Annotated in this window: 7 protein-coding genes and 1 pseudogene; 3 read left to right on the forward strand and 5 right to left on the reverse strand. The window is 74.4% G+C overall.

The annotated features are described in order from the left end of the window. Positions 1-359 (reverse strand): annotated as a pseudogene (locus ABT354_RS28480) (N-acetyl-gamma-glutamyl-phosphate reductase); the annotation flags it as partial. A 211-nt stretch (positions 360-570) separates the two neighbouring features. Between ABT354_RS28480 and ABT354_RS28485 the strand changes: the two are divergent. Further along, positions 571-1,386 (forward strand): hypothetical protein, encoded by an 816-nt coding sequence (locus tag ABT354_RS28485; RefSeq protein WP_351498918.1) that lies wholly within the window; start codon positions 571-573, stop codon positions 1,384-1,386. 85 nt (positions 1,387-1,471) lie between these two features. Here the strand turns inward: ABT354_RS28485 and ABT354_RS28490 are convergent, their stop codons facing one another. From ABT354_RS28490 to ABT354_RS28505, 4 genes are all read right to left on the reverse strand, one after another. Further along, positions 1,472-4,624, reverse strand: coding sequence for a tetratricopeptide repeat protein (locus ABT354_RS28490; RefSeq protein WP_351498920.1), 3,153 nt, complete (start codon positions 4,622-4,624; stop codon positions 1,472-1,474). After that, positions 4,625-6,484 carry an HSP90 family protein gene (locus ABT354_RS28495; protein WP_351498922.1) on the reverse strand — a complete coding sequence of 620 codons (1,860 nt, stop codon included), beginning with the start codon at positions 6,482-6,484 and terminating at the stop codon, positions 4,625-4,627. A gap of 205 nt (positions 6,485-6,689) precedes the next feature. Beyond that, the gene (locus tag ABT354_RS28500; RefSeq protein WP_351498924.1) at positions 6,690-7,667 is read right to left on the reverse strand and encodes a hypothetical protein; all 978 of its coding nucleotides are present in this window, start codon (positions 7,665-7,667) and stop codon (positions 6,690-6,692) included. A gap of 88 nt (positions 7,668-7,755) precedes the next feature. Continuing rightward, a complete protein-coding gene (locus tag ABT354_RS28505; RefSeq protein WP_351498926.1) occupies positions 7,756-9,003 on the reverse strand; it encodes a serine hydrolase domain-containing protein in 1,248 nt (415 codons plus the stop codon). A 698-nt stretch (positions 9,004-9,701) separates the two neighbouring features. On the opposite strand from ABT354_RS28505, the gene ABT354_RS28510 reads away from it, so the two are divergent. Continuing rightward, on the forward strand, positions 9,702-10,892 hold the full coding sequence (locus ABT354_RS28510; protein WP_351498928.1) for an MAB_1171c family putative transporter: 1,191 nt from the start codon (positions 9,702-9,704) through the stop codon (positions 10,890-10,892). Between the two features lie 302 nt (positions 10,893-11,194). Then, on the forward strand, positions 11,195-12,631 hold the full coding sequence (locus ABT354_RS28515) for an FAD-dependent monooxygenase (RefSeq protein ID WP_351498930.1): 1,437 nt from the start codon (positions 11,195-11,197) through the stop codon (positions 12,629-12,631). The last annotated feature ends 31 nt before the right edge of the window (positions 12,632-12,662 follow it).

Raw genomic sequence — 12,662 nt, forward strand, 5'->3', positions numbered from 1 at the left:
ACCCCCGCATGAGCCGACCCGTAGAACCGCTCCCACGCCCCCGCGTCCCGCAACCGGAAATCCGCACCCAGATCGATCACCAGCACATCCGACCCCAGCTGCTCCGCCACAGCCGCCGAAGCACCATGAGGCAACGCCAGGAACACCACGTCATGACCCGCCAGCACCTCCGCCGACGTCTCCTCGAACACCCGCTCCGCCACCGGCACCAGATGAGGATGCACCCCACCCACCGCACGGCCCACCTGCCCATGCGCGGTCAGAGCACCCACCACCACCCCGGGATGCCCCAGCAACAGCCGCACGACCTCCCCACCCGCATAGCCACTCGCACCCGCCACCGCCACCCGCACCGACATGGGACCCTCCTTCTAGAGGGCATGACTATACGCAGTGCCGCACTTTTATGCAATGAAGACTTCGTGACCACGCCGCTGACCAGGCATGACCGGCCATGACCGACTCTGACCACCGCATGCTGCGACTCATGAGCGACCGGCGGGTCCGATGGCGCTGGGCGGGCGGGGGCGGGCCCGGACCGCTGTCCGACCCGGGTGGAAGACTGCGGCCATGTCTCTCGCCGAACTCACCCTCGACCGGTGGCGCTCCCTGGAGTTGCCCGCAGCACAGCGTTTCGCCCAGGAGGTGGCGGACCGGGTCGGGGGCCGGGTGGTCCGGGTGGAGACCGTGGAGCATCTGGGCGCCCCGCTGCACCGGGTGCGGGTCGAGCGGGCGGAGCGGGAGTTCGCCCTGATACCCGGCGGCACGGTGACCCTCGGTTTCGATCCCGAGCGCTGGCGGCCGACGCCGGGGCAGAGCGCCGACTATGCCGCGAGTCTGGAGCAGGGGTTCGGCCACGGCCCCGATCTGCGGGCCCATCTCGCCCGGGTGCTGAGCCCCCGCCGGGAGGTCACCCTGCCCACGGTGCTGATGGCGGTCGAGGACGAGGAGCTGGGGGAGGGACCCCACGACATCCGCGCCATCTCCGACATCCCCGCCGTCCTCGCGGCCGAGGGGCTGCGGATGCCCGGCGCCGACGAGTGGGAGCACGCCTGCGGGGCCGGGGCGGAGACACTCTTCCGCTGGGGCGACACCTGCCCCCTCGACCGTGTCCCCTATGACGACGGGGACGGGCCGCAGCACCGGCCGGGCGCCTTCGGGCTGCGGATCGCGTACGACACCTATCGGATGGAGCTGTCCAGCGACCCGGGCTCGGTGCACGGCGGGGACGGCGGTGAGTCGGTCTGCGGGGGCTATGGCGCACTGCTGGGGTGGCTGCCGCTCGCCACCGCCCATCGCGGCCCCGATCTGGCGGAGTTCCTGCGCGGCCCGGCCGGTGGGGATCTCCTGGACGACCTCTCCACCCGGCCGGTGCTTCCCCTGTGATTTCCCCGCCCCGCACCCCTGCCCCCGTCTCCGTGTCACCGGAGGCAGGGGCAGCGGCGGGGGTGCGGGGCACCGGGGCGGTGACTCAGTCCTCGCGCCGGCCCTCGTACTCCCGGCGCAGGTTGTCCAGGATGTCCGCCGCCTCGGTGTGCCCCGCCTTCCGGCAACGGCCGGCCGCCGCCGTCAGCCGGGTGGCGGCGTCCAGATAGCGGCCCAGGCCCTTCGCCTCGATCAGGGCGGCGATCCGGACCGCTTCGGCGCGGGGCACCTCACCCTCCTCCCCGCCCTCCTCCTGGGCGGCGATGGCGGCCTCGGCCTCGACGAGGGCCTCCGGGAAGCGTTCGGCCTGGGCGAGGACCCGGGCCCGGCGGTAGTGCACCATGCCCTTCTCGTACCAGGACACAAAGTCCTCCGTGTCCTCCGCGCCCGCCGTGTCCTCCGCGTCCGCCGCGTCCTCGGGGACGGCGGCCACGACGGCCTCGGCCCGCGCCAGATGCTCCAGGGCCTCCGCCACCTCGTCGTCACCGGCGTCCACCATGATCAGCCGGGCGAACTCGCACATCATGTTGGTGATCGCGGACGGCGCGGGGTGCTCGGCGTGCGAGGCGACCGCCCGGTCGTAGGCGGTGTGGGCCGCCTTCCAGTGGTCGGTCGTCGCCAGCTCGACGGCCGCGTCCGCCGCCACCAGGGTGTGGATCACCCGGTTGTACTCCCACTCGGCGACCAGATCCGCGAGCCGCAGGAACTCCTCGGCGGCGGCCCGGTGCTCGTCCAGCGCACGGAGCCCGCGCGCCAGGTTCAGCCGGATCTGGGCGAGCTGCCGGACATCGAGCGAGGCGGCGGTGGAACCCGCCCCGGAGCGCGGGTCCGGGCCGTCGGAGAGCAGGGACTCCAGAACGGCGACGGCGTCGGCCCGCTGCCCGGAGCGGGACAGCGCGTCGGCGAGCTGGAGCCGGGCGTCCAGGGCGTCGCCGTGCTCCCCGTCCCGGTCGAAGCGGGCCGCCGCCTCCGAGAGATGGCGCACGGCGGAACCGTGGTCCTCCAGATGCAGGGCGGCATGCCCGAGCAGGGCGTACGTCGGCGCCAGCGCGAACTCCGTGTCGTCGTGGCGGGCCGTGTCGGCGAGGGCCCGGTGCAGCAGCTCCACCGCCGCCGCCGGCTCTCCCTTGGCGATCAGCAGCTGGGCGAGGAGGGCGCGCGGCCGGGAGCCGCGCCAGGGCCGCCCGGAGGCCTCCACCCGCTCCAGGGCATCGCGCAGCTCGGTCTCGGCGCGGGCGACGTCGCCGCGCCGGCCCGCGATATCGGCCACCAGCTGGCATGCGCTCGCCGCCTGGTGGGGCACGGAGAGGCGCTCCGCCTCGGCGCGGAGCGTCCGGGTGAACTCCTCGAAGCGCTCCAGGGCGTCGTCGGCGGGCTCGGGGAGCTGCCGCGCCACCTCCTGGTAGGCGACAAAGGCGCAGGTGTTGAGCACGACGAGATACTCCCGGGCACGCGCGGCCCCGCCGTCGGGCTCCTCGACCACCTCGGATCCCTCGGACCCTTCGGACCCCTCGATGGAGCTGCCGCCGTCCGGGAACGGGGCTCCGGTCCGCAGCCGCTCCGCCTCGCGCAGGATCTCGTCGACACGGGCGCGTATCCCCAGGTCGGCGGCGGTGTCCTGCTGGGCGGGGGTCTCCTCCGGGGTGCCACTGTCCTGCGGTACGGCGGTGTCCTGCTCGGCGGCGGTCCCCTCCGGCGTGTCCTGGTCGGAGACGACCTCCCAGGCGACGGCGCGGGCACGGGCGGCGAGGGCGTGCCACTCCATCCCGAGCCCGGCGAAGAGCCCGGCGGCCCGTGTCAGCTCGGCGACACCCTCGGCATGGCGGTCCTCCCGTACCAGCCGATAGGCCTGGTCCTCGGCGAGCTGCGCCGTCAGCAGGTCCTCGGGGCCGAGCCGGTCGTCGTGGACGCCGGTGCCGTCGGCGAGGCGCTCGGCGACCCGGGGCCAGAGCCGGTGGGCGCGGGGGTGGCCGAGCGCCTCCAGCCGCCGTGCCTCGCGCACCAGGGCGACGAAGTCCTCTGGCTCCCCGGCCCCGGCTGCCTCGGGCGCGGTGGTGGCGGGCGCGGAGCCGGCCGGGGCGGTGGCGGGGAGGACGGAGCTGCGCAGTCCGAGCGGGAGCGGCTGGTCCAGCAGCGGGCGGCGCCCGAGGCGCAGCCGGCGGGCGTCGCCGACGGCCGTGGTGCCGTTGCGCGCGTCGAAGGCGGCGGCGAGCGGGGCGGCCTCGGCGCGGACCTGGGCGAGGAGCGCGCTCGCGGTCCAGTTACGGCCGGGCGGCCCGGCGACGGCGGTGTCGGTGTGGCCCTCCTCGACCAGCCGGGCGAGCAGGACCTCGGCACCGGTGAGGAAGCCGAGGCGGGCCAGCGGGGCGCCGGTCGCGGCGAAGAGCGGGCGGTTCTCGGCGAGGATCTCCAGCCCTCGGCCCTCGTTGCGGGTGAGGGCGCAGAACTCCAGGTGCAGTCCGACCTCGTGCTGCATCCCGGTGCTGCCCCGGACCCGCCGGTAGCCGGTGAGATGGTGGGAGCGGGCCTCGTCGGCGCGGCCCTGGCGCACCAGCGGCAGCAGGACGCGGGCCTGGGTCATCTGGGGCTCCTCGGTGCAGCCCGAGTCACCGTCGAGGACGGGCCGCCAGCTCTCCAGGGCCGTGGCGTCGTCGCCCGCCGTCACCTGGTGCCAGGCGCGGTGGCGGGTCTCGCAGGCCTCGCAGTCGCTCAGTTCGGTACGGGGCCGGGTGACCCACAGGTCGAAGGCGTCGGCGGCCCCGGTGCCGGTGTGGGCGGCGAGGTGGAAGCGCATGGCGGCCACCGGCTGCATGCCGTGGTCGGCGGCCCGGTAGCGGTCGGCCATCCGCTCGATCCAGCCCTCGACGGTGGCCAGCGGCACCTCGGGGACCTGGAGCAGCGAGGTGGTCACCCACTTGAAGCGCCAGAAGACCTGGTGGGCCTCCCACTGGCTGAAGGATCCGGGGGCGGTGTCCCAGAGCTTGAGGAGCCGGGCGAAGACGACGGGGGCCTTGCGGTGTTCGCCGGTGAACTCGTAGGCCGTCATCAGCTCCAGCAGGGCGGTGACGAGGACATCGGGCTCCTCGAAGGCCTCGGCCGCCTCGCTCAGCTCCTCGGCGGTCACGGTGCGCTGGAGGCCGTGGGGACGGTCGTTGTTCTCGCGCAGCGCCTCGAACACGGCCTCGGGGGTGTCCAGCATCTACAGTTCCTTCCGGGGCTCGGAGCCGGGTGCCGCCGTGCCGGGCTGGTGCATGGCGTGGGTGAGCAGGCCGATGAAGGCCCGGTTGAGCAGGGCGCTCTCGGTCGCCCTGAGGGGGCGGCGGCTGAGCAGCAGCGCCTGGCCGTAGAGGGCTTCGGCGGTGGTGACGGCCAGCCCGCGCTCGGTGATCGTGAGTGCCTGGCGGACCAGCGGATTCAGGTGGTTCAGGACGAGCTGGGCGCGCGGGGTCTCATGGCGCAGGGAGCCGAGGATGTCGGCCCAGAGCCCGTCGCTGTCGGCGGCGAGGCCGGCCCTGGTCCGCTCGTGGCGCGCCTCCCGGTTGTCGAGGAGGAGCGCGGGGGCGGTGACGGGCTGGAAGTCGCGCAGGACGACATCGCAGTCGTGGACGCCGATGGTCTCGCGGGCGATGGCGAGGAAGGCCGCCGCGCGCAGTTCGGCGGCGGGGTCCACGGCGTCGAGATGGGCGGTGACGGTGGCCGGGTCGAGATCGGTGACGGCGGTGCCGGGGCGGATCTCGGGGAGCCGGTGGACCAGGTCGTGGTCGTAGGTGTAGCCGCCGTTGACGACGCCGAGTCCGGCGGCGGAGGCGATGGGGGCGACCTGGCGGAACTCCTCGACGCTGCGGGTGACCAGGACGGTCGGGTGGGCGCGGGCGAACTCCTCCAGGGTGACCTGGCCGTCGGTGGTCTCGAACGGCAGCCAGGGCAGCACGATCCGCAGCAGTTCGTCGTCGTAGCGGGCGAGTGCCTTGACGGCGAGGTGGTGGGTGTCGATGAAGCGGTGCAGCAGCGCCGGGTCGCTGGCGGCGAGTCCGGTGAGCCAGTCGCGGATCCGCTCACCGAGGGCGTCCCGTACGGCGGAGAGGGTGCCGTCCTCGTAGAGCGCCTCGCGGGAGGCGGTCGGGCGGAGGCTGGTGGTGTCGACCACGCAGCGCACGAAGAAGGCCCAGTCGGGGAGGAGTTCGGGCGCCCGGTCGGTGAGGAGCATGCCCTTGAGGTGGACCCGGTGGCCGGCGCGCTGGGCGGGGCTGACGGGGGTGGGCAGGACATAGGCGACCCCGCGCAGCCCGGCGGCGGGCAGGTCCAGCTCGATGGTGTCGAGGGGGGTGAAGTCGAAGAGGTCGCGGCAGTGGGCGGTGAGTGCCTCACGGCGGGCGAGCGGGGAGCGGTGGGCGCGCTCCCAGGGGGGTGTCTCGTTGACCCGGGTCTCGCCGTGCGGTCCGGCGACGGTGACCTGGTGGCGCAGCAGCCCGCCGTAGTGCCGGGCGAGGGTGAGGACCCGCTCGGGGGTGGTCCACTCGGCGTTGTCGGCGCGCGGGACGAGCCGGACGGTGGTGCCGGGCTCGGGCACGGCGGAGGCGGGGAGGGTGCGGATGGTGTAGCGGCCGTCGCTGTGGCCGCGCCATTCGACGGCGGGGGCCGACGGGTCGGCGGCGGAGCGGCTGAGCACGGTGATCTCGTCGGCGACGACGAAGCAGGCGAGGAGTCCGATGCCGAACTGGCCGATGAAGTCGCCCCGGTCGACGTCGAGCCCGGCGCCGTCCAGGGTGCCCGAGGCGCTCCGCTTGGAGCTGCGTCCGATGGTGGCGAGGAAGCGGTGGACATCGGCCTCGGTCAGACCGATGCCGGAGTCGGTGACGGTGAGGGTGTCGCCGGTGCGCACGGTGATGGCGCCGGGGGCGCCGGGGTCCAGGGCCTGCCGGGCGGTGATGGCGTCCACCGCGTTCTGGAGCAGTTCGCGCAGATAGACGCGGGGGCTGGAGTAGAGGTGGTGGGAGAGCAGGTCGACCAGGCCGCGCAGATCGACCTGGAAGGTGTGGGAGGTCTCGGAGTGGGGCACCTGGTGGCGTCTTTCGGTGGCGGGTCCGGACCGGCGGGCGGCGCGGACGGGTGCGGACGGGGGGCGCGGGGGTACGGGGCTCCGGCGGGGCGCCCGTCAGGGGCGGGGCCGGGGTGGCCTGGGCCCTGGGCGCGGGCGTTGCGGGACCGGCCGGGAGGAGGTCCCGGTGGTGGCGGTGCGGGCGGCCCGGGGCGGCGGGGCCGGGTCAGCGCCCGGCGGCCGAACGGTGCTTCCGGTAGGCCATGGCGGGGCTGGCGCCGTTCAGATAGTCCCAGGGGGACTCGGTGACGCGGCCCTCGGTGGCCCGGAAGCACTCCCGTGCGGCGTCGCGCTCCCCGGCCAGGGAGAAGGCCATGGCGAAGGTGTTGAGCACGCCGAGCCAGGAGCCCCGGCGCTCGAAGTCCGGGTGGCGGTAGGAGTGGTCGGCGGCCTCCAGCAGGGACCGGGTCACCTCGGGCCGTCGCATATAGGCGGTGTCCTCGCCCTCGTCGAGGGAGAGCCACTGCTCGATATGGGCGGTCGGGACCAGGGAGCCCAGCCGGGTGCCGCCGGGGGCGGCGAGGACGGAGTCGCGCGCGAAGGTGTGCATCTCCTCGTGGGAGCCGCCCCACTTGGCACAGATCTGCTGCAAGTACTGCTGGTGGGCGCCCACATGGTGCGGCGCGCGCCGGACCGTCGCCTCGAACCGGCGCCGGGCGACGACCGGGCCGGCCGAGAGGGCACGGGCCGTGATCTGGAGGCCGTACCAGGGCGAGATCCACCCGGGCTCGCGCTCGGCCGCCTCGTACAGCCACTCCTCGGACGAGCGCAGCCGTGCGTGGAACAGCTCGAACCGCTCGCGGGAGACATCCTTCGCATAGGCGCCGGTGCGGGCCTCCCATCCCCAGGTGATGAAGCGGAATCCGGCCACGATCCGGGGCAGTGCGGCGTCGGGTTCCGCCCGGATGACACCGGGCATCCACCGCTCCACTTCCTCGGTGTCGGCGACGGCCCAGAGCAGCTCGGTCCGGTCCTCGCTCTCGGGCCGCGCTTCGAGGATCTCCCGTACGGCGGTCCACTCCGCCGCCCGGGCTGCCTTCCGGATCCGTCCCACCTCGGGGTCGCCGGAGTCCTTCTGGACCCGTGCCACGGGCCGGCCGGTCCATTTGCCCAGCGTGGAGCCCCAATCACGGAGCGATGTCATGTCCCCCACCCTTGCCCTGTGCGAACGGGGAGGCCTTTGATCACCCCCCTCGTGGAGGTAGTGACTATCATGCGCGACCGACAATCGCCTATTTGTTTCCCCTCTCCCCGTGGCCCCGGCCGCCCGCCCCACCGGTGAGGATCGCGGCTATCCGCCGGACCAGTTGTTCCTCCGTCCGCAAGGGGGTCGGGGTGTAGGAGAGAACGAAGCGGAGCCGCAGGTCAGAGGTGGCGAACAGCCGGGTGCGATAGCCGGGGGTGTCCCCGGTCTTGCCCCAGAAGGTCACCCCGTTCACCGCCACCCACTGGAGTCCGGTGCTGTAGCGGGCGGGACCGCCGCCGACCATGCGGACATCACCGGGCGGCAGGGCGAAGAGGCGCTCCTGTGCGTGGGGTGGCAGCAACTCGCCGGAGAACAGGGCGTACTGGAAGCGGGCGAGGTCGTCGACGGTGGAGATCAGCTCGCCCTCGCCCCAGGCGCTGGAGCGGTCGCGGACGGTGATGTCGCGCAGGCTTCCGTCGCTCATGCGCAGGGTGCCCCGGAGGTGCGGGCCATGGATCCGGGGGTCGTTCCCCGGGGTCAGGGTGGAGCCCAGGCGCAGGGGGCGGGCGATCTCACGGTCGATCACCTCGCCGTAGGGGCGCCCGGTGACCGCCTCGACGATCAGGGCGAGCAGGACGTAATGGATGCCCCGGTACTCCTGGGCGGTGCCCGGCTCGAAGACGGGGCCGCCGTGGGCGACGGTGGCGACGAGCCGCCGGGGGGTCCAGCGGTCGAAGCGGTGGCGCAGCACCGCCTCCGGGGTGCTCAGATCGGGCAGTCCCCGGTGGTCGGGGAGGCCGCTGGTGTGGTCCAGGAGCTGGGCCACCGTGATCCGGGCGGAGGCGGGCGGGAGCAGCCCGGGGAGGTGGCGCCCGACCGGGTCGTCCAGCCCCAGCCGGCCCTGGGACCACAGCTTCAGGACGACGGTGGCGACAAAGGCCTTGGTGACACTGCCCGCGCGGAAGCGGTCGCCGGAACGCGGGGCCCGCCCGCCGCCGGGACGGGTCCTGCCCGCGCCGCCGTACCAGTGGGTGTCGGGGGTGTCGACCCGTAACTGTGCGCAGATGGAGGGCGGATGGCCGAGATCGCGGAGGGCGGTGTGCAGGGCGTCGGTGTCCGGGGGCGGCAACGGGACCGACCGGGTGGGGTGTCGACCGGAGCGGGAGGGGAGGGACGGGGGCGCCGTCGCACGGTGGGGACCGGCCGGGCGGGCGAGGGCGGGATGCGCGGCGCCCACCGCGAGGGCGGTGGCACCGGCACCGGCGAGCAGGGAGCGGCGGGGCAGAGGTGTCATACATCGAGGGTGCCGGGTGGCGTCGCCCCGGCCATCCGGGATCTCCCCCCGGATCTCCCGGAGCCGAACAGGGGCCGTTGTCAGGGGCACCGAGGCGGCCGGGTCGGGGTCGGGGGCGGAGAACGACCCCGGGCTCCGGGCTCCGGGACGTGTGGGCCCGCGTGGGTGCCGTGGTGTGCGCGGGTGGCGCGCGCCGGGGCGTGAAGGAGCCCTGCGCGATGCGGGCGGGGCGGGCGCGGGGAGACTCCCGCCGGTGACCGCTCCCGGCTCCGCCGACCGGCGGACCCGGGTCGTGGACCGCGATGACGGGCGGGGAGGGCAAGTACTAATGTTCGACAAGGGGGCGAGGGCGGTACCGCGACGGCCGTCGTGCGGGTGGACGGACCGGCTGTCGCCGAGGGACGGAGGGTCCGGTACACCCGGGACGGGCCGGCCGGCGCGCCGGAGACGGAGCAGTGAACGCTGCGGGGAGACAACGGTGTTCGGACAGCTGACCAGGTGTCGATCGCTCAGGGTCCCGGTGGACCGTCCCGCCCCGGACGGCACCCGGGGAGCCCTCGAAGGGCAAGCCCGGCAGGCCCGGCGAGCACACGATCAGCCGGACCGGCCGGGGCGGGCACAGCGGGCAGGGCGGGAGGCAGCCCGGCACGTCCGCGGCCTGCCGCCGTCCCCACACCGCACGGCCACCCGGGGCTGACATGTCCGACCTCGGCTTCTATCTCCCCGCGGCCCTCGGCACCACCGCCTTCCTGCTGCGGCTGCCCGCCCTGCTGCGCAACCCCGGGGACCCGATGCTGCGCGCCGTCGCGGTGCTGCTGCTGACCGCCACCGGGGTGTTCTTCTTCGGGGCGATCCCCTCGATCGAGACGGTCAACCGGCTGACCGGTGTGCCCAACGCCGCGGCCCCGCTGGTGTACTCCCTGCTCACCGCGTTCTGCGGGGCATGTGTCGTCCTGCTGATCAACTGGCGGGGCGGCACCCCGGAGGAGATCCGCCGGGCCACCCGCCGCTGTGTCGCCGCCTACGGCCTGATCATCGTGGCGCTGGTGGTGCTCTTCGCCCTCGGGGAGACCCCCGAGGAGCGGCTGCGCGACCTGGACACCTACTACGCCGGTACGCCCTTCATCCGCGAGATGATCGTCCTCTATCTGCTGACCCACTCGGTCTCCGCGCTGGTGATGACGTTTCTGTGCTGGCGGTGGTCGCGGGATGTCACCGGGGTGCTGCGGGCCGGACTGCTGCTGATGGTCCACGGCTATCTGCTGACGCTCCTCTACGACGTGGCCAAGTTCGCCGCGCTCGGGGCGCGTTGGTCGGGGCGGGACTGGGACACGCTCAGTACCGACGCGGCCCGTCCGCTGGTCTCCGCGGCCTCCTTCTTCATCGCCTTCGGGATCGGGATGCCGCTGGTGGTGCAGCGGCTGGACGGGCCCTTCCAGGACTGGCTCCGCTTCCGCCGTCTGGGGCCGCTGTGGCGGCTGGTGCACGGTGTCTCGACCGGCGACGGGGGCGGCGCCCCGGGTTGGTCACTCCCGCTGGCGGGCGCCGGGATCCGGCTGCTCCAGCGGGAGCGGGACATCCATGACGCCCTGCTCATCCTCAACCCCTACTTCGATCTCTCGGTGCGCGCGGAGTCGGTGGTACGGGAGGTGACCGCCGGGGCGTCCGAGCCGGAGGCGCGGGCCCGCGCCGAGGCGGCGATGGTGGTCGCCGCGCTCGCCGCCTTCCGGGCGGACCCCGGCCGCCGGGTGATCGCCGCGTCGCGCATGCTCCAGCGGGGCACGGGGGACGAGTCCCGCGATCTCGTCCGGGTCTCCCTCGCCCTGCTCGGCAGGGGGCGGGAGAGCGCCCGGCCGTCCCTGCTCCAGAGGGCGGGGATCCGTATGTGACCTGCGGCCCGGGACCGCCCGCCGCGCCCACCGGCCCGCCCCACCGGCTCGTACCGCCGGACGGCCCGCGGGGCACCCTGGTCCCTCACCGCCCGCTTTGCCCGGGGTTTTCCGCACCGTAGGCCCGGAGACCCAGCACAGGCCCGTACACCGAGTGCCCGCCCGTACAACCAGCACAGTCCCCGTACACACCGAGCGCAGGCCCCTACCAACCAGCACAGGCTCCAACGCCCAAACGCCCAGCACAGGCCCGTACAACCAGCACAGGCCGGAACGTCCAGCACGCAACGGGAGAGTCGTCCATGACAGAGGCCAGAACGTGTCCTGCGTCCGCCGCGCGAGCGCGGGCCGTGGTCGTCGGCGGGGGGTTGGCCGGCCTGCTGGCGGTGGCCGCGCTGCGGGGAGCGGCCGAGGAGATCGTGGTGGTGGAGCCCGACACGCTCCCCGAGGGCGCGGCACCCCGGCGCGGGGTGCCCCAGGCGAACCATGTCCATCTGATGTGGAGCGGCGGGGCACGGGCGGCGGAGACCGTCCTCCCCGGCATCACCGGGGACTGGCTGGCCGCGGGGGCCCGGCGGATACCCGTACCCACCGACATCCTCGCGTACAGCTCCCAGGGGTGGATGCGGCGCTGGGGGCGGGACACCCACTATGTGATCGCGTGCAGCCGGGACCTGCTGGAGGCGGTGGTGCGCCGCCGGGTGCTGACCGGCCCCGGCGCCCCCCGGCTGGTGTGCGGGAGGGCCGTGGGGCTGCTGGGGGACGCGCACCGGGTCACCGGGGTGGTGGTGCGCCGGGACGACGGCACCGAGGAGGAGCTGACCGCCGACTTCGTGGTGGACGCGAGCGGCCGGGGCTCCCGTACCCCCCGGCAGCTGCGGGAACTGGGCATCGGCCCGATACCGGAACGGGTGGTGGACGCGGGCCTGGTCTATGCCAGCCGCCGCTTCCGGGCACCCGGGGGGACCGAACGGTTCCCCATCGTCAGTGTCACCCCCGACGCCCGTTCCGGTGGCCCCGGGCAGAGTGCCAGCCTGCTGCCGATCGAGGACGGCCAGTGGCTGGTGACGGCCTCCGGCACCCGGGGCGCCGAACCCAGCAGACGGGCCGAGGAGTTCGAGCCCTTCCTCCGGGGGCTGCGCCATCCCGTCATCGCCGATCTGGTCACGGGCCTGGAGCCGGTCGGCCCGGTGACGGTCAACCACAGCACCCGCAATCTGCGCCGCTTCTACGAACGGTCCAGGCTCTGGCCGGAGCGGTTCGTGGTCCTCGGCGACGCGGTCGCCACCTTCAACCCGCTGTACGGGCACGGGATGGCCGTCGCCGCCCAGGGCGCGGCGGCGCTGGGCGCACGGCTGTCGGCCTCGGGGATCACCGGCCCCCGGCTGGCCCGCCGGGCGCAGCGCGACATCGCCCGGTCCGTCTCCCCCGCGTGGTCGATGGCGACCGGTCTGGACATCTTCTATCCGGGGGCGGTCGGCGGGCCGCCCGGACCCCTGGACCGGCTGGCCGGCCGCTACACCGACCGGCTGCTGCGGACAGCGGCCGGGACCTTTCTGGTGATGCGGAGGTTCACGGACGTCACCTCGCTGGGCGCGCCGCCGCACCGGCTGATGGCACCGACGACCCTGCTGGCCACAGCGCTGGGACCCCGGCTGCGGCCCCTGGAGGAGCCGCCGCTGACCCAGGCCGAACGGGCGCTGCTACGGGGCCGTGCCGCACCCGGTCTGCGCCACTGAGGGAGCCGGTGACGAAGCCGGTGAAGGAGCC

The organism is Streptomyces sp. NPDC000594, assembly GCF_040299965.1.
Taxonomy (GTDB): domain Bacteria; phylum Actinomycetota; class Actinomycetes; order Streptomycetales; family Streptomycetaceae; genus Streptomyces.